General features: G+C 50.4%; 25 protein-coding genes and 4 pseudogenes. 21 read left to right on the top strand and 8 right to left on the bottom strand.

Annotated elements, in window-relative coordinates:
* The first annotated feature begins 39 nt into the window (after positions 1-39).
* On the top strand, positions 40-930 hold the full coding sequence (locus tag ACOTX3_RS07190; protein ID WP_013097672.1) for an oxidoreductase: 891 nt from the start codon (positions 40-42) through the stop codon (positions 928-930).
* Here ACOTX3_RS07190 and ACOTX3_RS07185 read toward each other — a convergent pair.
* The 4 genes and pseudogenes from ACOTX3_RS07185 to ACOTX3_RS07170 all read right to left on the bottom strand — a co-directional run.
* Positions 927-1,148: pseudogene (locus ACOTX3_RS07185) on the bottom strand (helix-turn-helix domain-containing protein); the annotation flags it as partial. The gene ACOTX3_RS07190 and the pseudogene ACOTX3_RS07185 sit on opposite strands and share 4 nt — an antisense overlap.
* 59 nt (positions 1,149-1,207) lie before the next feature.
* Entirely contained in the window at positions 1,208-1,600 is a 393-nt protein-coding gene (locus tag ACOTX3_RS07180; RefSeq protein ID WP_013097670.1) for a hypothetical protein, read from the bottom strand.
* Positions 1,601-2,992 (bottom strand): PAAR domain-containing protein, encoded by a 1,392-nt coding sequence (locus tag ACOTX3_RS07175; RefSeq protein ID WP_013097669.1) that lies wholly within the window; start codon positions 2,990-2,992, stop codon positions 1,601-1,603.
* Positions 2,992-3,462, bottom strand: a complete 471-nt coding sequence (locus tag ACOTX3_RS07170) for a PAAR domain-containing protein (RefSeq protein WP_013097668.1) — start codon at positions 3,460-3,462, stop codon at positions 2,992-2,994. The genes ACOTX3_RS07175 and ACOTX3_RS07170 overlap by 1 nt, the downstream gene beginning before the upstream one ends.
* A 189-nt stretch (positions 3,463-3,651) precedes the next feature.
* Here ACOTX3_RS07170 and ACOTX3_RS07165 point away from each other — a divergent pair.
* From ACOTX3_RS07165 to ACOTX3_RS07095, 15 genes and pseudogenes are all read left to right on the top strand, one after another.
* Positions 3,652-3,888: pseudogene (locus ACOTX3_RS07165) on the top strand (efflux transporter periplasmic adaptor subunit); the annotation flags it as partial.
* A gap of 72 nt (positions 3,889-3,960) precedes the next feature.
* On the top strand, positions 3,961-4,398 hold the full coding sequence (locus ACOTX3_RS07160) for a DcrB-related protein (protein WP_038981063.1): 438 nt from the start codon (positions 3,961-3,963) through the stop codon (positions 4,396-4,398).
* A gap of 17 nt (positions 4,399-4,415) precedes the next feature.
* The gene (locus ACOTX3_RS07155) at positions 4,416-8,543 is read left to right on the top strand and encodes an RHS repeat-associated core domain-containing protein (protein WP_127869197.1); all 4,128 of its coding nucleotides are present in this window, start codon (positions 4,416-4,418) and stop codon (positions 8,541-8,543) included.
* Positions 8,544-8,547: 4 nt separating this feature from the next.
* Positions 8,548-8,868, top strand: coding sequence for a hypothetical protein (locus tag ACOTX3_RS07150; RefSeq protein ID WP_047024286.1), 321 nt, complete (start codon positions 8,548-8,550; stop codon positions 8,866-8,868).
* 175 nt (positions 8,869-9,043) lie between these two features.
* Positions 9,044-9,319, top strand: a pseudogene (locus tag ACOTX3_RS07145) (hypothetical protein); the annotation flags it as partial.
* 187 nt (positions 9,320-9,506) lie between these two features.
* A complete protein-coding gene (locus ACOTX3_RS07140) occupies positions 9,507-9,809 on the top strand; it encodes a hypothetical protein (protein ID WP_048972613.1) in 303 nt (100 codons plus the stop codon).
* A 515-nt stretch (positions 9,810-10,324) separates the two neighbouring features.
* Entirely contained in the window at positions 10,325-10,885 is a 561-nt protein-coding gene (locus ACOTX3_RS07135; RefSeq protein WP_255321504.1) for an SMI1/KNR4 family protein, read from the top strand.
* Positions 10,886-11,024: 139 nt separating this feature from the next.
* Complete coding sequence (locus ACOTX3_RS07130) at positions 11,025-11,582, top strand: imm11 family protein (RefSeq protein ID WP_127869196.1); 558 nt, start codon at positions 11,025-11,027, stop codon at positions 11,580-11,582.
* Positions 11,583-11,821: 239 nt separating this feature from the next.
* Positions 11,822-12,079 (top strand): DUF7716 domain-containing protein, encoded by a 258-nt coding sequence (locus ACOTX3_RS07125; protein WP_227440326.1) that lies wholly within the window; start codon positions 11,822-11,824, stop codon positions 12,077-12,079.
* Positions 12,080-12,209: 130 nt separating this feature from the next.
* Complete coding sequence (locus ACOTX3_RS07120) at positions 12,210-12,773, top strand: hypothetical protein (RefSeq protein WP_065187053.1); 564 nt, start codon at positions 12,210-12,212, stop codon at positions 12,771-12,773.
* A 159-nt stretch (positions 12,774-12,932) separates the two neighbouring features.
* Positions 12,933-13,319 (top strand): hypothetical protein, encoded by a 387-nt coding sequence (locus ACOTX3_RS07115; RefSeq protein ID WP_058678316.1) that lies wholly within the window; start codon positions 12,933-12,935, stop codon positions 13,317-13,319.
* A gap of 131 nt (positions 13,320-13,450) precedes the next feature.
* A pseudogene (locus ACOTX3_RS07110) lies at positions 13,451-13,717 on the top strand (RHS repeat-associated core domain-containing protein); the annotation flags it as partial.
* 340 nt (positions 13,718-14,057) lie between these two features.
* Complete coding sequence (locus tag ACOTX3_RS07105; RefSeq protein WP_072205066.1) at positions 14,058-14,435, top strand: hypothetical protein; 378 nt, start codon at positions 14,058-14,060, stop codon at positions 14,433-14,435.
* A gap of 187 nt (positions 14,436-14,622) precedes the next feature.
* A complete protein-coding gene (locus tag ACOTX3_RS07100) occupies positions 14,623-15,027 on the top strand; it encodes an SMI1/KNR4 family protein (RefSeq protein WP_040023931.1) in 405 nt (134 codons plus the stop codon).
* Between the two features lie 178 nt (positions 15,028-15,205).
* Complete coding sequence (locus ACOTX3_RS07095) at positions 15,206-15,427, top strand: hypothetical protein (RefSeq protein ID WP_072039881.1); 222 nt, start codon at positions 15,206-15,208, stop codon at positions 15,425-15,427.
* A 354-nt stretch (positions 15,428-15,781) separates the two neighbouring features.
* Here ACOTX3_RS07095 and ACOTX3_RS07090 read toward each other — a convergent pair whose 3' ends face one another.
* On the bottom strand, positions 15,782-16,681 hold the full coding sequence (locus tag ACOTX3_RS07090; protein ID WP_058678318.1) for a LysR family transcriptional regulator: 900 nt from the start codon (positions 16,679-16,681) through the stop codon (positions 15,782-15,784).
* Positions 16,682-16,779: 98 nt separating this feature from the next.
* Between ACOTX3_RS07090 and ACOTX3_RS07085 the strand changes: the two genes are divergently transcribed.
* Complete coding sequence (locus ACOTX3_RS07085) at positions 16,780-17,502, top strand: SDR family oxidoreductase (RefSeq protein ID WP_058678319.1); 723 nt, start codon at positions 16,780-16,782, stop codon at positions 17,500-17,502.
* Positions 17,503-17,594: 92 nt separating this feature from the next.
* Here the strand turns inward: ACOTX3_RS07085 and ACOTX3_RS07080 are convergent, their stop codons facing one another.
* From ACOTX3_RS07080 to ACOTX3_RS07070, 3 genes are all read right to left on the bottom strand, one after another.
* Positions 17,595-18,068: a GNAT family N-acetyltransferase gene (locus ACOTX3_RS07080; protein WP_029883730.1), complete on the bottom strand. Its 474-nt coding sequence runs from the start codon at positions 18,066-18,068 to the stop codon at positions 17,595-17,597.
* A gap of 97 nt (positions 18,069-18,165) precedes the next feature.
* The gene (locus ACOTX3_RS07075) at positions 18,166-18,621 is read right to left on the bottom strand and encodes a hypothetical protein (protein ID WP_058678323.1); all 456 of its coding nucleotides are present in this window, start codon (positions 18,619-18,621) and stop codon (positions 18,166-18,168) included.
* 228 nt (positions 18,622-18,849) lie between these two features.
* Positions 18,850-19,731: a LysR family transcriptional regulator gene (locus ACOTX3_RS07070; RefSeq protein ID WP_020684590.1), complete on the bottom strand. Its 882-nt coding sequence runs from the start codon at positions 19,729-19,731 to the stop codon at positions 18,850-18,852.
* A 105-nt stretch (positions 19,732-19,836) separates the two neighbouring features.
* Between ACOTX3_RS07070 and budA the strand changes: the two genes are divergently transcribed.
* From budA to ACOTX3_RS07050, 4 genes are all read left to right on the top strand, one after another.
* Positions 19,837-20,616 (top strand): acetolactate decarboxylase, encoded by a 780-nt coding sequence (gene budA / locus ACOTX3_RS07065; RefSeq protein ID WP_014831009.1) that lies wholly within the window; start codon positions 19,837-19,839, stop codon positions 20,614-20,616.
* A gap of 13 nt (positions 20,617-20,629) precedes the next feature.
* Positions 20,630-22,309: an acetolactate synthase AlsS gene (gene alsS, locus ACOTX3_RS07060; protein WP_013097652.1), complete on the top strand. Its 1,680-nt coding sequence runs from the start codon at positions 20,630-20,632 to the stop codon at positions 22,307-22,309.
* A gap of 20 nt (positions 22,310-22,329) precedes the next feature.
* Positions 22,330-23,100 carry a (S)-acetoin forming diacetyl reductase gene (locus ACOTX3_RS07055; protein ID WP_058678325.1) on the top strand — a complete coding sequence of 257 codons (771 nt, stop codon included), beginning with the start codon at positions 22,330-22,332 and terminating at the stop codon, positions 23,098-23,100.
* A 138-nt stretch (positions 23,101-23,238) separates the two neighbouring features.
* Positions 23,239-23,712, top strand: a complete 474-nt coding sequence (locus ACOTX3_RS07050) for a cold-shock protein (RefSeq protein ID WP_013097650.1) — start codon at positions 23,239-23,241, stop codon at positions 23,710-23,712.
* The last annotated feature ends 4 nt before the right edge of the window (positions 23,713-23,716 follow it).

Genomic DNA, 23,716 nt, shown 5'->3' with positions numbered 1-23,716 from the left:
TATAACTGTTAGCAGGCTTAGCGAAAAGGGGAGTTAACCATGTCTGACAATCCAGTGATTGCGCTGATTGGTCCTGGTGCAATTGGTACCACTATCGCCGCGGTGCTACATGACGCTGGCCGCACGCCGCAGTTGTGCGGACGCACCGCACATCCTGAACTGCGTCTGCGCGACGACGAAGGTGAAACGGTCGTGCCGGGTCCGGTATTAACCGACCCGTCCGTCGTCACGCGTCCCGCCGATCTGGTTTTTGTGGCGGTAAAAACGACGCAGAACGCCGACAGCGCCGGGTGGCTGCGCACCCTGTGCGATGAAAACACAGTGGTCTGCGCCCTGCAAAACGGCGTGGAGCAGAAAGCTCAGTTGGAGCCGTGGGTTAATGGCGCAACGGTGCTGCCGTCGGTGGTCTGGTTCCCGGCGCAGCGTGAGCCGGATGCCTCCGTCTGGCTGCGCGCCAAACCGCGCCTGACGCTGCCGGACGTTCCGCAGGCAAAACGGGTGGTAGACGCGTTGCAGGGCACACGCTGTGCGGTTGAGCTGTCGGCTGATTTCGCCACTGTCGCCTGGCGCAAGCTGCTGCAAAACGCGGTGGCCGGGCTGATGGTGCTGGCCAACCGTCGTGCCGGGATGTTTTCGCGCGAGGATATCAGCGCGCTGGGGCTGGCGTATCTGCGCGAAGGCCTTGCTGTCGCCCGTGCCGAGGGGGCAGCGCTCAATGATGACGTTGCGCAGGAGATCCTGGCGAATTTCCAGCGCGCCCCGGCCGATTTAGGCACCTCGATCCTTGCCGACCGTCAGGCCAACCGCCCACTGGAGTGGGATATCCGCAACGGCGTGATCCAGCGCTATGGCCGCGCGCACGGTATTCCGGTGCCCATCAGCGATGTGATAGTGCCGCTGCTGGCGGCGGGGAGCGAGGGGCCGGGCTAACGGCCGCTGTTTTTCCGTTCGGCAAAGTAGTGCGCGGGCGTGGTGCCCATCGCTTTGCGAAACATGGTGATAAACGCATTCACGGATTCATACCCGAGTTTTGTCGCCACATTCTGCACCGGGGCACCGCTCGCCAGCTCCTGCAGGGCGATAATCAGGTGCAGCTGCTGCCGCCATCGCCCAAAGCTCAGCCCGGTCTCGCGCTGCATCAGGCGCGCAAATAAAATAAAAATATATTTAAAATCAATTTTTTCCTGTATTTTTGCTTAAAGGGATGCTATCGAAAATACAACACTGCTCCGGCGATAACGATTGATACCAATCCTAAAGCGGAGAAAGCATACTCGACGATAAACCAGTTTTTGAGGTGAGGTGGCAAGTCTTTGATGAATGCAACATCATCATTTGTACTGTCAACTGAGCTTTTACCAAAGATCAAAGGGTTCACGATAAAGTTGATCTTCGCTGCGTAACCTGAGCTAAACCCTATAGAATCGGCATTATCGAAGATAATCGATCCGGCAGGGAGAGAACCAAACTTTTCTTTATACAGCGTGCAGATCGCGGAGAAGCGCTTTTTGTTGAGAAATGAGAGGAACGCGACCGCGATACCACAGCAGAGGCTTAACCCCGCGAATCCGCAGATAATCAGATCAGATAGAGTGAACATTTATTTAACAACCTCATAAATTTTCTCTCCTGCAAACTCCCCAACGTTGCTGCCAACTTCACCGACACCATACCCAACGGCTCCAGAAACTATTACGCCACATGCTAACGCGCCAACGGCTCCGACTTCTACAGTTAACGCGCCGAGCACTACCGCACATGCCGCAGTGGCTCCACTATACACTGCTGAGGATGTGTAAATACCCGCAGCAGTACCAACACTGAATCCGCCGACCTGAGTAAATGCCGCTTTTTCACAATCGCTCCCAACGGTGCAGGCTTCATAAACTTTGTCCAGCCTGTTAGCGCCATCGAGAGCAATACCGACATAGCCAACTGCTTTCATCATCTTCACGTATTTTGCTGCGTTCTCCATGAAGGTGGCGTAGCCTTCAATGTCAGCAACCCCCGTTTGATTCCAGCGGTGAGTGATAGAACTGGTCGATAGTCCTAATGCTCGCTTGATGTCCGGGTAGTCTTGCAAGGCGAGTTTGTGACGGGTGAAATCAGTGAGAATGCTATCAAGTTCACCGAATAGCTGCCGCCTCTGCACATAGAACTGTTCGCTGATCAGTGATCCACTGGTAATGTACTGATTTTTGTACGCTTGCTGAATCCTGGTCAAAACATTTTCGATCTTCTCAAAGTATTTACCAGCAGCATCTGAAGCAACCCCGGCTGTCGTACTGGCACGTGAAGTAAACAGATCAATGGTGTCTTTGTTCTTATGAAGAAAGTTAGCTTCCTGGATAGTCAGTGGTTCTAACGCTGCATCAACCCTCGCTTTCGCGGCTTTCATGTGGGCAATCTGTTCCTCGTCCTGCTTTTCAGGATCAACCAGAAGCATAATCGAACCAGCTTTGTATTTTTCATCGGGGCCGTTCAGCGTAGCGAATAGTTCCTTTGCTCCCGCTGGCGGGTTTTCGGTGAATAGCAGACGTTGCCAGGCTTCTGTAGTGCCGCCATAGGGGAGAACGGCAAAACCAGCGTCTATGCCTGTTTTCTTCTTCGCTGTCTGGGCGTGTTGTTCCGGTTCTGATTCAATCGGTTCTGGGAGTACAGGAATCCCTAAGGGGTGAGACAGATCAGTGTGTGTTACTGTTTCTTCTCCACCAAGTTCGTAACCATCGTCAAAGTTTGAAGGAACGAATTTCGATTTGCAGGGACAGGAGCTATAGCTGTGCAGCGTTCCGGCGATCCTTTTACCATGTATATAGTCGGTATCAAGCCCGCCACAGATACGGTAACGACCTGGATATTTACCACAGGTCACTTGATGACCTTCACAGGACATGTCTCTACCGAAAAACTGATGATCACTCCATCCTTCAATAATCCTACCGCCGCATACTGTCTTATCGCCCCTGAATAAAAAGTACCCCTTAACGCCCATCAGTGCTTACTCCCTGGCATGGTTAAGAATCCTTTCGGGAATGTGTCACCTTCACGAAATACCAGTCTGCCGCTGGACTGTGGTGTTGAGATTATTTCTTCTCCGTTATCGAGCATACTGCCAACCAGTGCCGCAGATGCGCCTTGCATTAAACGCGCTACACCTGCACCGGAAATAATAGTGGCTTCACTGCCGTCAGCGTAAACAACTCTATCTCCAACCCGCGCCATCTTATACCCACCAGTTGGACTGCCTGCCGAAGCATTGCGGATCACTCCCCCGTTGCGGGTGATGCTTCCCACTACAGCGAATCGGAAAATGGAGGCTAATGGGCGACTAACTTGTTTATTAAAATCCTCAAGCTCTTCACGTGTCTTGCTGTCACAGCTTGCTAAAAAATCTTCGTCGTAGTGTTCCTGTGAGGAGGATTCTCGGATTTCAGGCGTGATCTCGTTGGTGTATTGCTGCATAAATCCCTCTACTTTATATGGAAATAATCCCTGCGGTCATTTTACAAACAATGACCACATGCACAACAAGTATTAAATCTAAGTGAAACTACGTTTCGTAAGAGAAGGTTATAGTCATGAAATCACTGCTCTCTTTACTGGCTCGCTATACGCTGACGTTAAGCGTCGTCGCGGCGGCCAATTATCATGGCGCACTTGCCGCTGATGGGTTATGACCCTGTCCTCACGGGGCACGTGGAGAGCATCGGTCATGGGATTGGCGATAACAATGACGAGACCGGCGGGCTGGGTCTGCCCGACGTGGAGCCCACCTTCAGCTGGGTGCGGCTGGCGCAGCGCGTGCCGGTGCGCATTCATATCGACACCTTACCGAAGGGGGTTGAGCTGGTGGCGGGCCTGTCGGCGAGCGTGGCGGTGGGACAATAATCTGGGGATAGTCAGCCTTAAACACATATGCGAAACTTACCGCTTCTGAAAAAATGTGGTGGGACCCGCTCAATGTCAGAACCATCTTCGCAGTGCCTGTTTAATGAAGGAATGATCGCTTTTCCTGAGGGCTATCAGGATCGTACCGTCAATGTCTTCGCGCCGCCTGCAGCGGATGCGCCAGCATTCAACATCTCCCGCGATACCCTCAACCCCGGCGAAGCGCTTGCCGCGTATATCGATCGCCAGCTCGCCCTGATGGAAAAACATCTCAAGGGCTGGAAGCAGGGTGAACGCAGTGCCGCAACGCTCGGCGACGGCCTTTTGCAGGGTGAAATTGTCCACGCCAGCTATCTGCGCGACGGGAAACGCATCTGGCAGCAGCAGGCCGTGTTTAATGCCGAGGGCGATAACATTCTGGTGTTCACCATGACCTGCACCCGTACGCTGGGCGATACGGACTGCGCGCTGTTCGGCGATCTTCTCAGGAGCTTTCGCTTCCACCATTAACACCAGGGATAGTCGTTATGTTTGAAGCTGCACGCGTTGGTGATGATATCGGCCACTCCGGTGCGCTGGCCGGGATGATTGCCGGAACGATTGTCGGTGGCCTGATTGCCGCCGCCGGGGGCATTCTGGCGGGGGCGATGTTCATTGCCGGTCTCGGCGCATCCTGCCTTGGCGTGGGTGTGCTGCTCGTCGGCGCAAGCCTGGCCGTGGGGTATTACACCGGGGAGCTGGCGACCGCCGCCCGGGACAGTATCGCCGACGCCGGGGCATCCAGTATGACGAAGAAAGGCGTCATCACCTCCGGCTCGCCCAATGTGTTTATCAACAGCAAACCCGCCGCCATCGCGACGGACAGCGCGGTGAAGTGCTCGGACGACGGCTCGCAGCAGATGGCCGAAGGCTCCAAGCGCGTCTCCATTAACAGCCAGCCTGCGTCCCGCATCGGGGATCGCACCACCTGCGACGCGAAGGTGATGACCGGCTCGGACAACGTCTTCATCGGCGGCGATCCGCAGCAAACCCTGCCCATTCAGTCTGAAGTGCCCGAGTGGCTCTATAAAGTCTCCGATCTTACTTTGCTGTTCGCCGGGCTTCTCGGCGGGTGGGGCGGTGCGGCCGGCAAAGTCGGGGCGCTCTCTAAGCTGCTGGGCAAAATCCCTGGGATCAATAAGCTGGCCCGTATCGCCTGCCGCGCCGGCACGCTGATGACCGGCGTAGCGGCCGCGGGGATCATCGCCCGTCCGGTGGATATCGTCAGCGGACAGAAGTTTCTCAGCGGGGATGATGAGCTCGATTTCGTTCTGCCGTCGCGCTTGCCGGTGCGCTGGCAGCGCTACTGGCGCAGCGGCAACCCCGGTGACAGCGTGCTGGGCCGCGGCTGGAGCCTGTTCTGGGAAAGCCGCCTGGAGCCCTATCAGGACGGGCTGGTGTGGCGTGCGCCGTCCGGCGATTACGTTGCCTTCCCGAACGTGCCGAAAGGGATGCGCACCTACTGCGAGAGCGAAAAAAACTGGCTTGAACATCACCATGACGACAGCTGGTCGGTGTATGACGTCAGCGGCGAGCGCTGGCACTATGCGCCGCTGCAGGATGACGCACCGTCACTGCTTCAGCGCATCTCAGAACCCTGCGGCAACGATATCCTCTTCGAGTGGAATGCGGATAATACCCTGCATGCCCTGACCGACAGCGCGGGCCAGCGCGTGGTCTGCCGCTACGACCGTGACAGGCTCGCCAGCGCCTGGCTGGATGACGAGATTTGCCTGGTCAGTTACGCTTATGATGAACAGCGCCAGCTGGTCTGTGTGACCGGCCGGGGCGGTAGCGTGCGCCGACGCTTCCGCTGGCAGGACGGGCTGATGAGCGCCCACGAGGACGCCAATGGCCTGCTGAGCGAATACCGCTGGCGGGAGATTGATGGTCTGCCGCGCGTGGTCGGTTTCCGCCACAGCGGCGGCGAACAGCTGACGTTTGAATACGATTTTGAAAACGGCATCCGTCGCGCCATTCGTGATGATGGTGCGCAGGCGCACTGGCTGATTGACGACGACGACAACGTCGCGCGCTTCACGGATTACGACGGTCGACAGACGACGTTTGTCTACCGCGACGGCGAGCTCAGCGATGTCATTCTGCCCGGCGGTGCGATGCGCTGCAGTACCTGGGATAAGTATGGCCGCATGACCAGTGAGACGGACCCGGCAGGCCGTCGCACAGAATATTACTGGTATCGTCTGACCGATCGCATCACCCGGACGGTCTACCCGGACGGTACTTCATCGCAGGCGATGTACGACCTTCGCGGTCGTCTGCTGTCGGAAACGGATCCGGCCGGTAACGCCACCGCGTATCACTATCCCGATGAGGAAGAGAACCTGCCGGAGAGCATCACTGATGCCCTCGGCGGCGTGGTACGTCTGGTCTGGAACATCCAGGGGCTGCTGACGCAGCGCACCGATTGCTCCGGCAGCGTGACCCGTTTCAGTTACGACCGTTTCGGGCAGCTGATTGCCAGCGAGGATGCGGAAGGGAATATCACGCGTCGGGAGTGGAACAACGCCGGGCTGCTGAGTGCCGTGATCCATCCGGACGGCAGCCGCGAGTCGCTGGTGTGGAACGAACGCGGCCAGCTCACGGGCTGGCGCGACCCGCTGGAAAGCGAGGTGCGCTGGGCCTATAACGCGCTCGGCCTCCCGGTCAGCCTTACCGACCGTATTGGCCGCGTGCGCCAGTGGCGCTACGACCCGCGCGGTAACCTGCTGCGACTCGATAACGGCAACGGGGCGGAATACCGCTTCACCTATGACGCCGTGGGCCGCCCGCTCAGCGAAACGCGCCCGGACGAGACCGTGCGCCATATGGAATGGGATGCGCGAGGGTTCCTCTGCGCGCTCGAAGAAAACGGCCGACCTGCCGCCGACGGCGGCATCGCCCGTCGCGTCCAGCAGTTCAGCTATGACGACAGCGGGCTGCTGATCGGGCGAACTCAGCGCCACGCGGAGTACCGCTACGTCCGCGACCTGAGCGGCCAGATCACCCGCATCCGTCGCACCCCAACAGCCGAAGGCGTTGCCCTGGGTATCGAAAGCGATGAGATTGCATACCGCCATGATGCCGCCGGGCGCGTGCTGAGCGAATCCGGCATTAACGGCGCAGTGGGCTATGAATGGGATGCCCTGAGCAACCTGACCGGCCTGACGCTGCCCGGCGAGCAAAAGCTGGCCTGGCTGCACTATGGCTCCGGCCACGTCAGCGCCATCCGCTTTGGGCAGCAGCTGGTGACCGAGTTCACCCGCGACCGCCTGCACCGCGAGGTGCGCCGCACCCAGGGCGCGCGCGAGCAGTTACGCCAGTATGACAGCCTTGGCAGACGTACCCTGCAGCGCAGTGAGCTGAGTACGGAGGTGACCCTGCCGGAGCAGGCGATACTGGAACGCCTGTATCGCTACACCGCACGCGGTGAGCTTTCTGGTGTCAGCGACACCCTGCGCGGTGAGGTGGATTACGGCTACGACGCCGAAGGGCGTCTGCTGAAGCACTACGAGGCCCGACAGGGGCACAGCCGCGCGCAGTTCAGCTATGACGCCGCGGATAACCTCGCCGCCAATGATGATGCGGTACCGGTCACGGATAACCGCCTGCAGCACTGGCAGGCGCTGTTTATGAAATACGACCACTGGGGCAACCTGGTCAGCCGCCGCAACGGGCTGTATGAACAGCATTATGCGTATGACGCCGAGAACCGGCTGGTATCCGCCCGCGGAACCGGGCCGGAAGGGCGGTTTGAGGCGCGCTATCACTACGACGCGCTGGGCCGCCGTACCCGCAAAATCGTCACTACCGCGCACGGCACCACCGAAACGCGCTTCCTGTGGCAGGGCTACCGCCTGTTGCAGGAGCAGCAGCAAACCGGGCTGTGCAGTACATATATTTATGACCCAAATGAAGCCTGGAGCCCGCTGGCGCGGGTGGATCATCTCCGAGACCAGAGCAGCGGTGAGATTTACTGGTTCAACACCGACCTGAACGGCGCGCCGCTGGAGGTGACCGACGAACGTGGTGCGATACGCTGGAGCGGCCAGTATGGCAGCTTTGGCGAGGTACGCCATCAGAGCGAAGGGTTCTCAAGGGTTGTAAATTGCACAGCGATGGCGCATCAACCGCTTCGCTATGCCGGGCAGTACGCTGACGGTGAGACGGGGCTGCACTATAACCTGTTCCGCTACTACGACCCGCAGGTCGGGCGGTTTATTGTGCAGGATCCGATTGGGTTGAATGGTGGGTGGAACCTTTATCAGTATGCGCCGAATCCTCTCATTTGGATTGACCCATTAGGCCTGGATGTCATTCGATTAAGGCACTATACAAGTAATCAAGGTTTTACTGGTATAAAAAACAGTATGGTAATCAAGGCTGGGGATCAGAATGCTGTTTTTGCCACAAGAGCTAAAGGCAAGCCTTTAAGCATGGCTGATGCAGCAGAAAAATTTAAAATAAAACAAAATCACGCTAGGAATTATATCGACTTCGATATTGATGAAAGTCGTGTGGAATTCAGGAAAAATGATTTAGGTGTCGAGGAATATAAGATTAAAGGTGATGTTGTGTTAGATAAAAAGACCACTAAGTTTAATAAGAGATGCTGATTTTATGAAGAAAAATACACAAAATATAGATGAATTAAAAGAGATCCTGACCTCTATGGAGGAAATTGTTGTCGTAATAGATAAAATCGGATCTGGGTTTATTGAAGAAAATAGAACGGCATCAGCCCTCTTGCTTTTTTTTAATCAATGCAATGTTTTAGAAAAATTATCTAAAACCAGAAAGTATCTTTATCGGGAGTTAGAGTCAAAGATATCTGCTGAGGAATTTGATGAATGGATAGAAAACGATTCGCCTTTATGGAAACCTCCTTACGATAAAAGTGAAGGAGAGATATTAGAAATGTTGAAAAACAATAAAAATTAACCTAATGATGTATGTTTTAATTTTTTTATTGGGTGATTAATATCATTGATTTTGAAATGAATAATGTTTAATTCATTGCTAAATATAAGTCAGGGGGAGATTAAACTCTCCCGGCTTTTCTTATTTAACAAATGTTCTCTCCAATAAGTCAGTATGTCCTTTTTTCCGCAACTACGACCCGCGGATCGGTCGGTTTATTGTGCTGGAACCGATTGGGCTGAACGATAGAGGGGATCTTTATCAGTATGCGCCGAATCCGTTGGGGTGGATTGATCTGCTGGGTCTTACTATCTGTAGTACAAAATTTAAGTCGAGAAATGCAGCCTTTGGGGCAGCGAAAATTGCTCCGTGGGGGGGATGTAATGGTAATACTGTCATAAGAACGGTGACGCCTGAAAATGGGAGAGTATGTGAGCGGATAAAAAACAATAAGAACAACAGGTTAGAATAAAATAACGCCGGCTTAACATATTGCAGGTGCTCCGCATTCGCGTGACACTTGGATTTCCTCCACCAGAAGCCAGGCATCAGCAGAGAATTTATAAGCACCGTTTACTCGAAATGCTGCTGCGGCGCATCAGGAGGTATTGATTTTGGTGATATTCCTCACGAAGCCATCATATTTAAATAGGTGATTTATGTTAAGTGATGTAAAGAAAAAAATAATTGATAATGATTTTGTTAATAATATTAGAATTAATATGGTTTTCAATGATGAACAGTATAATGACTTGGTTTCTAGTTTAGAGGAGCTTGCAAACCTCTTGAAAAATAATGAGTCCATAGATAAAGAATTAGCATTTTATTTATATACAATTCCTCAAATGATAAGAAATGCGTATGCTAGTTTTGATAAAGTGGAAAACAAACCAGATTTGGCTTTTAAATTAGAAGATGCATGGATAGAGTTAGACTCGCTAGTAATAAACTGTTTAAGCTAAAAAAAATAAAGGCCGGGTGAGAAATTCGCCCGGCTTTGATATGATATAATCCTTTCTTGAACCACAAACATATAATTAATAATCCATCCTCTACTACGACCCGCAGATTGTGCGGTTTACTGTACAGGATCCGATTGGGTTATGTAGAGGATATGAAGTCAGAGGTCACAATCCATACCAGACGCGGGTTGATCCTCATTACCCCGGAAGACCTCATCATGCATTCTAAATAGATATCAGAACATTAGTATCAGGAATGCTTATTTCAAACTGCGATATAAGGAAATACCAAGAATTTTGCAGTCAATAATCTGATATGCATCGGGTTCCTTAAGTTAAAGCAAGTTATAAAGAATAAAAGAGGTGGAACAGTTACCGGGAATAGATGAAATCTAGATTAAAGTATTTCCTGAGCAAGTGAATTATAAAGGAGATGCAATAATACATTAACATGTCGATTTTGGAACATATGCTATACCCGCATCTGCACGTACTCATGTTGGCAATGGCGATGTTTGGCATACGAGATGAGAGTAATAATTGTGTTATTAACAATAAATGAAATTGAAGTTAGATTACATGAGAAGTTCTCTTCCTTTAATGGAGGGATGGATGATTTTATTTTGAAAAAAAGAATTTCGCCTGTAAACAATATCAAACTTTCTGAGGAAAAACTTCGTGTAAATTTCCCAAAGGATTTTATTGAGTTTGTCAATAATTATGATATTGATAACTTCTCTTTGGGGAATATATCTTTCGGCCATAGTGGTGATTATTTGGAGAAAATAGTCAGTATTAACAATGATGAGTTTAACCATTGGTGGATTGGCAAGCATAGACCAGATAGTGTGATATGTGTTGCAATATCAGACCCTTATACTATTTTACTTAATACTCATGATGGCAAAGTTTATGCTATCACAAGTGAGCAAACTATGGATGGATGGGAATCGATAGCTGATAGTTTTGAGCTATTTATCAGAGGTGTTGGTTCGCATTTTTTAAAAGCATGCCCGCTAACGGTAATTATAAAGTCAACAGGGGCAAATGATATTTCTTTCTGGAATGGTATATAATGTATTTTTACGGGGGTTATCTCTTGGATATTTCCCGATGTTCATTTATGAACAGCGTGCTAGTAATAAATATTTTTTGGAATGAAGATTGATTTCTAAATTGGTTATTTTACTCGGTTAGAAAAGCGAGGTGCTAAGTATGTATGAGCTACGAATAGCTTCTGATTACCCCAATAGTTATTGGTTTGAATACCAGCACCCTGACATATCTGGAAGTGCTTTTTCTCAATGTAAATCAATTGAAACTTACGAGGGACATTTTTTTACATTAAAATCTAAGGTGAGTGAGAAGGTACTGCTTGCATATGATTTTTATTATAGTGATGGGCCTGTATTCATATCACCCAGACTAACATCACTAATTTCTTGCCACGATGTTTTTCGGACTGATGTTCAACTTATTGACGCAACTGTATCTTTAAATGAAACCCAACTTCAAGGGTATAAAATAATTAATATACTAAGAGAGATTTCATGCATCGATATGGAAGTTTCAGAAAGTCAACCTATATTAAGTTATTTACCTAATGGTTCAAGGAAGTTTAGTAAAATAGTCTACAAAGAAAAGATTATTGAAGATTTTAGTATGGCAAGATGTAGTGAATATAAATCTTGCATAATTATTTCAAATGAATTTAAAGAGTTCCTTTCTAAGAATGATGTGAAAGGAATAGATTTTTCTGACCCTATTTATTAATATGAGTATGATTTAAATTAACCAAAATGGTCCGGGGGATAATTTTCCCGTATTATAAAAGCCATTTAAATTCCAATTGAATGGAATATATGATCTTTTCATTAACTACTTGCTTTGAAAATTATAAAAGATAACCCTCAAGGATTGTGCGTATGAGTTAGTTAGAATACAGAAAAACGTACGGATTAGATGGCTTAATATATAAAATTATGGGTAGGAATACATTAGGTAATTTTTGTGTGTATACAAAAGAATATGAAGCATTTGCTAAAGAAGAGCTTGTTTGTTATTTAGATAACTATCCTGTCATTAGTGATGACGTTGAGGAACTATATACTGATTTGGTTGTCGAAAATTCGCTAGAGCTCTTTTTCTATGGAGAGCAATTTATAGATGTATTACATAACATCTCTATCCAAAGAGAAAAGCCATCTGTAGAGGATTTCATATCAGGTTTGAATTTTTACCTCGAGAACGATAACTTCATAGAGCTTTGATTTAAAGAGCGAGAGAGTAATTGAAAAATGATTTACTTAGCTTGTTTGAAGGTAGTACATACTGAGGATGTTATTTTAAATTAATTGGTTATTGCTGAGTGCTATATTTATGGATGCGTCTGAGACCATTGTGAATGAGATTGAAAAAGCATTAAAACAACTTATTGTTATTTGCAATAAATACTCGCTGTCAGGGAGTTTCAGCACCGTCAATGATCTGGACAATGCCTTCCCGCCCAACTTACCTCGTTCGACAGAGGTGGAATTTTTATATGAAAACTATAATCCTGAAAAGTTAAAGATTGAAACAGGCTTCACGCCAATTAAACTTCACTCAGTAAGTGAGCTCTTGAAGGCTCAAAGCGGTTATGAATACTTACCAGATAATTATTTTGTTATTGGCGATGATTTAGGCGGAGGTAAACCTATAATTGCGGTTATCGATGAAGGGAGTTCCTCTGTTTATGCGGGTTATGATGTAGTTGAACCGTTTCAGATAGCTAGTAGTCTGTCTGGGTTCATATTTTCTCTAGCTGAGCTTATTGATTTGGTATATGGTCAATACAATATCTTTGATATAGCAGATGATAATGACGAAGTAAAAGATAATTTCATTGATGAGTTGCGGGAAAGGCTTGTGCCACTTATCGGCAATGAAAATTTCAATGCGTTTTATAATTATTTTTATGGGTGATTATTTTCCTTTAAAGTAAACCAGCACGTCGAAAATGTTATTTTTAGCGAGGTAATGTTCTCTGTGATTCTTACAGGTATTTTAAGCTAGATTTAAAAGAGTAATGCTGTATATTTATTCAAGTGGAATTAATCTAATGCATGAAAGGAGAGGGATTATATGCAGACTACGCGAGTAATGGGAGAAGAATATGAACCTTACGTTGAGCAATTAGGTGACAAACTGATTTATTCATTACCTGTTGAATCGGGATTTGTCAGCTTTTATTTTGAGTTTGATATTCATCAGACCGATGTTGACGTCCTGCTGTCCGATCATTACCGGCGGGCCGTCCTGGAAGTGACCGCACACACTTTGCTTCAGCGCTCGACGTTGAAGGGACATAAACGATTTACTCAGAACGATTTTGATAACCTTATTGCCACGACCCTTCATGCATCGCAAGAGCATCTTAGCGCATTCATTTCTCAGATTAATCGGGAGCACAATATTTCGATTGAACATTATGTGAATGACATAGTGAATACACGTATAACCAAAGGATGAATATACCGATCCCAGATAAGGTCAACATTCATCTAAAATCACGCTGTATCTACAAATCTATTCAACCTCGTGCTAACCGAAGAGGCCAAATCGGTATCGTGATAACCGACGAATGCGACGAGGTGCGCTGAAGCGGGCAGTTCGACAGCTTTGGCGAGGTACGTCATCAGAGCGAAAGGTTCTCACGGGTTGTGAATCGCATGGCGATGGCGCATCAACCGCTTCGCTATGCAGGGCAGTGTGCTGACGGTGAAACGGGCTGAACTATAACCTGTTCCGCTATTACGACCCGCAGGCCGGGCGGTTTATTGTGCAGGAGCCGATTGGGTTGAATGGTGGGGGGAATCTTTATCAGTATGCGCCGAATCCGTTGGGGGGGGATTGATCCGTTAGGTTTATGCAAGACGGAATCTAATGCTGATGGAAAAATCCGAATCCTCCAGGGCAGGGGTACCACAATGAGACTTATGCTCCTAAGCCAGTTAAACCAGAGGATGGCCTTAATCGTTGGGATGATTTCCTTAGCCCCGGCCCCCATACAAATATCCATCCAAGAACTGGATTACCAGACTCAGACCGAATCGTATCGGCTGACGGTAAGAGAAGTATCCGTTATGGTAACCATGAGATGAATAGTAAACCTACCCAACATCATTACCATGAAGACAAATGGACATTAGACTCTGTAAATAATGTCATGAATTTTGATAATCTTGTTGTGAGAGTACCGATACTAAAATGACAAACATAACAGTAGTGAAATTTGATGGAAATAAAGTAGAGTTCACCTCACCTTTAGGCAATGGAGTGGCTGTATGGTGTGGTGAACCACCGGAAGTAAATAGATGTTATAATGTCGAATTTGATGTGGACGACATGTTTAAATGGGGCTGGAATATTAATGATATTTGTCAGCAGACACCTGAAATTAAGATGGATGGTGATGGGGTGTTATTTGTTTCTCAGGTTATATCTTATGAGAGTGACGGGGTTTTAACTGTCTCATTAGGGGGGCGTATGATATTTTTAAATGTTGAGTCCTACCCTGGTGGTAGTAAATTTGTTTCGTTTTTAACAGCCATAAAAAATATCTCATTGTATCCTTTTGAAGTATAGATGGAAACTGAGAAGAACTTACCTGTTCCGCTACTACGATCTACAAGTTGGGTAGTTAATTGTGCCGGATTGATGTGGTCTGAGATGGGCATTAACTCATTTTTCGAGCTCAGAGCTTATTTATAATTTAATGCGTTCGGAATCTTTGCCAAAACCGCATCTGTAGATTCTTCAAGGTAAACTCATCATGTATCTTACTGATTCAGAATATAAATTGGCTGTTGACGAAATAAACGCGTTCAATGCGTACTTTGATCATCATCTTCCCACGTCATTTCTTGATTTTTATCTAAAAAATAATGGCGGGTATCCTAATGATAATGAAGAAAATAATCCGTTTATGCTTGGCGGTTTTAACCCTATAAAATATGGTGACCTGCCGATAGAGAAACTCTATTGTGACCTTATCGAATCATTTGGCGAGTTGAGGAATATGGTTCCCTTTGCCTATGATGATGGGGGGAACTCTTTTCTACTATCTCTTAAATCTGATGATTCATTAGGTAAGGTATTTATTTTCCTGATGGATGATAAAGAAATTGAATTGGTTTCTGATTCGTTCTCAGAATTTATAAAGGAATTATTTTCTTGACAATGCAAAAGCAGCCTCCTAAATTTTAGGTAGGGAGGTTACTGTTATCAAGGACTCAATATCAGTGTCCGTATAAAATATTTAAGTTGTGTTGTTAAGTTAAGGGGTTATAGATTTATAACCCGGTTTATGCCGAGTTTATTAATGTTTATCTTTAAGAAAGCAGTAGGAAAAACCTATGGATAGAGTAGACTTGCAAAATGAGTTAAATAAATTAAACATACCCAGTGATAGCTACTCTATTGATGGTGTTGAGGGTGAGGCATTATGTTTGATCCTCGATGGAGGGCGATGGTGTGTTTTTTACAGTGAACATGGAAAACGCACAGAGGTTGAATTTTTTGCAACTGAAAACGATGCTTGTCAATCCTTCCTTGCCAGAATCACAAAATGGTACTAGTTTCAAAAAAAGTATCTAAAGGAAATGTTTGATGGCAGTGATATATCTCTGGAATTACCATAACGCTTTATCTGCTATATGACTGGCTTTGTTATCATCCTTTCTGATGATTCCAGGCGAGCCATGCCGAGTAGACAACACATATTATTCATGCGTATAAATCCTTTTTCTTAGCACATTGCATAATGTCCTCCTGATCGAACAGGATACAGCTTTAAGAGCTGCATTGCCGGGTGGCGGCTACGCCTTACCTGCGAAAACCAATCATCAATTGCCATCATCAAACAAACCCGCCTCGACACTCACCGTAGGCCCGTGCAAGCGTAGCGCCGCCGGGCGCAGCCACGCCTCCGATTAAGCAGATTGCTGCCGCCATTCCCTGACATGGTCAATCAGGGCGCGGAGCTTTGGCGCAATATTGCGACGCTGAGGGAAGTACAGATAAAAGCCAGGAAAAGGAGGAAGAAAATCATCAAGCAATGATATAAGTTGACCTCCTTCAATATACGGTCTGAATGTTTCCTGAGTGGCAAGCGTTATGCCGCCACCGGCAAGTGCCAGCCTCAGCATCAGACGCAGATCATTAGTTGTAATCTGCGGTTCAATCGCCAGGTCGAACGCTTTCCCGTTCTCTTCAAATGGCCAGCGATAAGGCGCAACATCCGGGGCTGGTCGCCAGCCAATGCATCGATGATGCATCAGCTCATGCGGATGGACGGGTATGCCGTTGCCTGAGAGGTAGGAGGGAGAGGCAACCACCATTTCACGTTGCTTTCCGGTAAGCGGAATAGCAATCATATCTTTTTCAATGACTTCTCCGAGCCTCACGCCAGCATCGTAGCCTGCTGCCACGATATCAAACTCCTCATCCGTGACAACAATATCAAGCGTCACCGCTGGGTTCGCAGCCGCAAACGAGGCGATTAGCGGACCCGAAAGAAATTCTTCCGCAATCGAGGTCACTGCGATCCTGAGAAGGCCACGTGGCATATCGTCAGAAGCCATATCATCGAATGCGGCTTCAATACCGGCTACCGGTAATGACAGAGATTTATGCAGCCGTTCTCCCGCTTCCGTTAAATTCACTGAGCGTGTCGTGCGCATGACCAGCATTGTCCCAAAGGCATCCTCAAGCCGTCGTATTCCCTGACTGACCGCCGAACGGGTAACGCCCAGCCGTGCCGCGGCCTTACTGAAACTATGCTCTTCTGCCACCGCGATGAAAACGGGTAAAAGGTTAAGATCGATCTTCATTGTTTAACGGTGCTAACCAGTGAGTCCAGTAAAAGCAGGATACTGGAACTAATCATCAAGTTCTATTATCTCTTCGAACTCAACTGAAGGAGAGCATCATGGATAAAGTGATATTAATCACCGGCGCATCAAGTGGTATTGGAGAAAGCATTGCCAGAGAGCTGGGAACGGCAGGCGCGAAGGTTTTACTGGGAGCACGCAGAGTGGAGCGTACCGAGGCGATTGCCGCAGAAATTTGTAGTGCGGGTGGTATCGCGAAAGCCCAGCAGCTGGATGTCACAAACCGACAGTCTATGGCTGGCTTCGTACAGGCCGCGCTGGATAACTGGGGCCGTGTTGATGTTCTTATCAATAATGCCGGCGTTATGCCGCTTTCACCACTTTCGGCTGGCAAACAGGATGAATGGGAACGCATCATTGACGTTAATATCAAGGGCGTGCTGTGGGGTATTGGCGCTGTGCTTCCGCTCATGGAAGCGCAGGGATCAGGTCAGATAATAAACATCGGCTCTATTGGTGCACTTTCCGTTGTGCCAACGGCGGCAGTGTATTGTGCCTCTAAATTCGCGGTACGGGCTATTTCAGATGGTTTACGACAGGAAAGCTCTAAAATTCGCGTTACGTGCGTTAATCCTGGCGTAGTGGAAAGTGAACTGGCATCAACCATTACCCATGCAGAAACCATGGCGGCGATGAATGTTTACCGCGCTGTTGCACTTCAACCTGCTGACATTGCCCGTGCCGTAAGGCATATCATTGAGGCACCGGAAAGCGTTGATACAACAGAAATCACCATCAGACCAACTGCATCTGCAAACTGAAGCACAACGCGGATCATTACATTCATTTTTATCTAAAAATATATTATCCGGTAATTCATGCCTGGCTGATAGCGTTTGCAATTGTTTTAGGTCTATTTATCAGTCAGGCTTTTTCCACCGGTGTAAATATCAGGACGCGTAATAGTCCATGCATAGTTTTCTCTGTTTACCGGCTCGTAGCCAAATTTTTCATAAAGCCAGGGCGCTGTGGTTGTAAATAACATCACCCTGCGGAGCCGATCAAAAATGGGGTGACTATGTATGCATTCCATAACCCACCTTCCGAGCCCTTCACCCTGATATTCTTCAAGTACATAAACATCGCAAAGGTAGGCGAAGGTAGCGTAATCTGTTATCAGGCGAGCAAAACCAATCTGATTTTCTTTATGGTAGACGCCGAAGTTAAGGCTGTTTTCGACTGACGCAGAGACAATATCCAGAGGAATGCCTTTTGCCCAGGTCGATCTCGTTAGATATCGATGGATGGCCTGTACATCCAGTTTTTCTCTGTCTGTACTCACCAGGTAGTTATTCTTACTCCATTCATATTTCTCTGAAATATTCACTTTTGTCCTGCCCGTCAGTGAGTGGGAAAGCTACCTTATCATTCGCTATCGAAATTGTAATGCCTGAATCGCCCGGGATTATCAGCCGCTACCTGGCTCAGTGCGCCGGGATATAAGGCTCTTTCACAAACTCCGCCAGCAGCCAGACCATATCGTGCAGCAGCCCGGTCAGGTCTTTTGCCACGTCCGCAGGCAGCGTACCGCCCCTTACCGCACGCGTAAGTGCCAGCGCATAATCCACCTGCAACGTCGTCTCCTGCCAGCAGTCCGGCACACAGGAAACGATCTTTTCCCCCGCAATCAGTTGCTCAACCAGATGCGAGGGGAGTTCTGCATCGCATCGTTCACGCAGGTGTTTCAGTACCGTCAGCAGACGCTCGCAAAGAGTGGCATGGGTAAAGGCATCGTCGGTTTCAATCAGCACGCTGACACAGGCGGCACAGGTGTCTGCCAGTTCGAACAGATCCGTTGAATCGGGAAGGGGCAGATGAGTAAGGTGATACACCGCGCTTTCTTCAGCGAGCGAGTAAGAAAATCCAGGGAGAGTCGTCATTGGGCATCCTCTTCAGGTAAAAATGTCGCGTCATGCTTGCGGGATCCTGGCCCCGGTTGCGGATGTGCCGCAACGCAGGCACTTTACGACCGCGAAGAAGGGATGAAAAGGGATGCCCCTGAATTACATAAGGTTGCTTGCAGGTTTGCGAGGCGGCTTCCAGAAGGGCATTGCCGGATAGCGGTTACGCCGTATCCGGCCTACAAAAACCACTAACCAAACCGGCCGCTACTCCTCGCTTATCATCGTCAAGAACCGCTTCACCGTTCGCGAGCGTTCAAAGCGCCGCCAGCAGAGCGCGATATCGGTATAAAGCTCGGGTGAACTCAGCGCGTGGTAGGTGACATTCGGCGGAGAGATGGCCGCCATCGATTTCGGCACCAGCGCGAAGCCGCCGCCTGCAGAGACCATGCTCAGGGAGGACGAGAGCTGAGACGACTGCAGCGCGTGCTGTACGTCTATTCCGGCCCGTTCGCAACAGCTGTAAACCCGGTCGAACAGGCCGGGCGCGACCTCCTGCGGGAACAACACCACTGGCGTATCCCGGAGTTGCTCCAGCGCCAGATCGCCGCTTGTTGCGAGCGGATGGTCGCGATGCAGTGCCACCACCATCGGCTCCCGGTCGAGGATTTTTAACTCGAATGCCTTGCTGCTCTCGCACGGCAGCCGCACGAAGGCGATATCCAGTTCCCCCTCCGCCAGCATCGCCGTCAGCGAAGACATATTGGCCTCCACCTGGTGTACCTGCACCGCCATGTTCTGTACCTGAAACTGACGAATGAGCGCGAAAATTTTGGGATGAAAAGCATCTGAACTGGTGATGCCAATCGACAGGTTGCCGTTCAGACCGCGCGCGATGCCGCGGGCTTTCTCCAGCGCGGCGTCGCTCAGCGCCAGGATCTTACAGGCGTCCTCGTAGAAGGCTTCTCCCGCTTCGGTTAGCTCCACACCTCTCGTCAGACGCCTGAACAGCGGCGTGCCCACTTCCTCTTCGAGCCGTTTGATCTGCTGACTCAGAGGAGGCTGTGAAATACCCAGCGCTTTGGCCGCCCTGGTGAAGTGTCGCTCGCGTGCAACCGCGACAAAATACCGCAGATAACGAAGTTCCATATCTAAAACGTCTCAAACCAGCATGGATTCTATATTGGAACTCTCTGCTGAATCGGGTCAACATTTATTTAACCTTTATAAATAAAGTTGAAGAGGACGAGCATGATGATGCACTCATCTGCCTGCGACTGTGAGGCGAGCTTATGCGAGACCCTGCGCGGGTTCTCCGCTAAGCATCCTGACAGCGTGATCTATCAGACATCGCTAATGAGCGCCCTGCTAAGCGGCGTCTACGAGGGGGACACCACCATCGCCGATCTGCTGGCACATGGTGATTTTGGTCTGGGCACCTTCAACGAGCTGGACGGCGAAATGATTGCCTTCAGCAGCCAGGTGTACCAGCTGCGCGCCGACGGCAGTGCACGCGCCGCGAAGCCAGAGCAGAAAACGCCGTTCGCGGTGATGACCTGGTTCCAGCCGCAGTACCGCAAAACCTTTGATGCGCCGGTCAGCCGTCAGCAGATCCACGACGTGATCGACCAGCAAATCCCCTCGGATAACCTGTTCTGCGCGCTGCGCATCGACGGTAACTTCCGCCACGCCCACACCCGTACCGTACCGCGTCAGACGCCGCCATACCGCGCGATGACCGACGTGCTGGACGACCAGCCGGTGTTCCGCTTTAACCAGCGCGAAGGGGTGCTGGTCGGGTTCCGCACGCCGCAGCATATGCAGGGCATCAACGTGGCCGGCTATCACGAACATTTCATTACCGACGACCGTCAGGGCGGGGGACATCTGCTGGATTATCAGCTGGAGAGCGGCGTGCTCACCTTTGGCGAAATACACAAGCTAATGATTGACCTGCCCGCCGACAGCGCGTTTTTACAGGCCAACCTTCACCCCAGCAATCTTGATGCAGCGATCCGTTCCGTCGAAAACTAACAGGAGAACTACCGTGAACAGTGAGAAACAGTCACGTCAGTGGGCGCACGGCGCCGATATGGTTGTCGGCCAGCTGGAAGCGCAGGGCGTGAAGCAGGTGTTCGGGATCCCGGGGGCGAAAATCGACAAAGTCTTTGACTCCCTGCTGGACTCGTCCATCGAAATCATCCCGGTACGCCACGAGGCGAACGCGGCGTTCATGGCGGCGGCGGTAGGGCGTCTGACCGGCAAGGCCGGGGTGGCGCTGGTTACCTCCGGGCCGGGCTGTTCCAACCTGATCACCGGCATTGCCACCGCCAACAGCGAAGGCGACCCGGTGGTGGCGCTGGGCGGAGCGGTGAAGCGGGCGGATAAAGCCAAACTGGTGCACCAGAGCATGGACACGGTTGCCATGTTCAGCCCGGTCACCAAATACGCAGTGGAAGTCAGCTCTCCGGATGCGATTGCTGAAGTGGTATCGAATGCGTTTCGTGCCGCCGAGCACGGCAGGCCGGGGGGCGCGTTCGTCAGCCTGCCGCAGGATATTGTTGACCAGCCCGCCACGGGCGCGATTTTACCGGCCAGCGGCCCGGCGCTGATGGGCCCGGCTCCCGAATCGGCCATTAACGATGTGGCGAAGCTCATCGACAAAGCCAAAAACCCAGTGATCCTGCTGGGGCTGATGGCGAGTCAGCCTGCCAACAGCGCGGCGCTGCGTAAGCTGCTGGAGAAAAGCCGTATTCCGGTCACCAGTACCTATCAGGCCGCCGGGGCGGTGAACCAGGAGCACTTCACCCGCTTTGCCGGCCGCGTCGGTCTGTTCAATAACCAGGCGGGCGACAGGCTGCTGCATCTGGCGGATCTGATTATCTGCATCGGCTACAGCCCGGTGGAGTATGAGCCTTCCATGTGGAACAGCGGCGACGCCACGCTGGTGCACATTGATGTGCTGCCGGCCTATGAAGAACGCAATTATGTACCGGATCTGGAGCTGGTGGGGGATATCGCCGAAACGCTGAACCTGCTCGCTAACCGGATCGATCACAAGCTGGAGCTGAGCCAGCGTGCGTCAGAGATCCTGGTCGATCGCCAGCATCAGCGCGATCTGCTCGATCGCCGCGGTGCCTCGCTTAACCAGTTTGCCCTGCATCCGCTGCGTATCGTGCGGGCCATGCAGGACATCGTGAATAACGACGTGACCCTGACCGTCGACATGGGCAGCTTCCACATCTGGATCGCCCGCTACCTCTACAGCTTCCGGGCGCGTCAGGTGATGATCTCCAACGGTCAGCAGACCATGGGCGTTGCGCTGCCGTGGGCTATTGGCGCGTGGCTGGTCAACCCCGGGCGCAAAGTGGTCTCGGTGTCCGGCGACGGCGGCTTCCTGCAGTCAAGTATGGAGCTGGAAACCGCCGTGCGTCTTAATGCCAACGTGCTGCACATCATCTGGGTGGATAACGGCTACAACATGGTCGCCATTCAGGAAGAGAAAAAATACCAGCGCCTTTCCGGCGTGGAGTTCGGCCCGGTCGATTTCAAAGCCTATGCCGATGCCTTTGGCGCCAGGGGCTTTGCCGTGGAGAGCGCCGATGCCCTTGAACCGACGCTGCGTGCGGCGATGGATGTGAATGGCCCGGCCGTGGTGGCTATTCCCGTCGACTACAGCGATAACCCGCTGCTGATGGGCCAGCTCCATCTCAGCCAGATTTTGTGACTCACTATAAGGACAGAGAAATGCAAAAAGTTGCTCTCGTAACCGGCTCAGGCCAGGGGATTGGTAAAGCGATTGCGCTGCGCCTGGTGAAAGATGGCTTTGCTGTCGCTATCGCCGACTTTAACGATGAGACGGCGCGAGCCGTTGCCGATGAAATCATCCGTAACGGCGGTAATGCCATCGCCGTGAAGGTGGATGTCTCTGACCGCGACCAGGTGTTTGCGGCGGTTGAGAAAGCCCGCACCGCGCTGGGTGGTTTCAACGTGATTGTGAATAATGCCGGGATTGCGCCGTCTACGCCCATCGAATCCATCACGCCGGAGATTGTCGACAAGGTCTACAACATCAACGTCAAAGGGGTGATCTGGGGCATGCAGGCCGCGATTGACGCGTTTCGCAAAGAGGGACACGGCGGCAAGATCATCAATGCCTGCTCCCAGGCGGGCCATACCGGTAACCCCGAACTGGCGGTATACAGCTCCAGTAAATTCGCGGTTCGTGGCTTAACCCAGACCGCTGCACGGGATCTCGCGCCGCTGGGGATCACCGTTAACGCCTACTGCCCGGGCATCGTGAAAACGCCAATGTGGGCGGAGATTGACTGCCAGGTGTCAGAGGCGGCAGGTAAACCGCTTGGCTATGGCACCGAAACCTTTGCCAAACGCATTACGCTTGGCCGTCTGTCCGAACCGGAAGATGTCGCCGCCTGCGTTTCGTATCTCGCCGGGCCAGATTCCGACTACATGACCGGCCAGTCTCTGTTAATCGATGGTGGGATGGTGTTCAACTAAAAACGTAATACTAATAAGCTCTGACATGAGTTTTCCCCTGCCCCCATGCAGGGGCTTTTTTTTGTCTCCTCCGCCATTGTGCATTACACTGCGCGCTGCAAAACTTTAGTCATGACGATTTGACAGGCGGTAACAGCGATGAACGGTACAATCACAACGTGGTTTAAAGATAAAGGCTTTGGATTTATCAAAGATGAAAACGGTGACAACCGCTATTTTCATGTGATTAAGGTCGCCAACCCTGATCTGATCAAGAAAGATGCGGCGGTGACTTTTGAGCCAACCACCAATAACAAAGGCCTTTCCGCCTATGCGGTGAAGGTGATCCCGGAAAGTAAATACCTCTATATTGCAGGCGAGCGCGTGAAGCTCACCTCCATCAAATCCTTCGTGGTGTTTAGCGAAGAAGAGCCTGCGGATACGGGCATCGACAAAGAGAACGCGGTGCTGTCTGTCGGGCTGCTGATGAATAACATCAAACCGAAAACCGACAAAAAGCCGGGCGAAATGCGCACGGTGAAGAAGCTGGCGATCACCACCTTCCAGAACACCACGCTGATCTTTACCGAAGATGAAATCGATATCGACGCTACGGTTAAGCTGCTGAAGTAATTTG

It is taken from the genome of Enterobacter cloacae complex sp. IR5384 (assembly GCF_049237265.1).
Lineage (GTDB): Bacteria > Pseudomonadota > Gammaproteobacteria > Enterobacterales > Enterobacteriaceae > Enterobacter > Enterobacter cloacae.
This window is presented reverse-complemented; position numbering and strand designations above follow the sequence as displayed.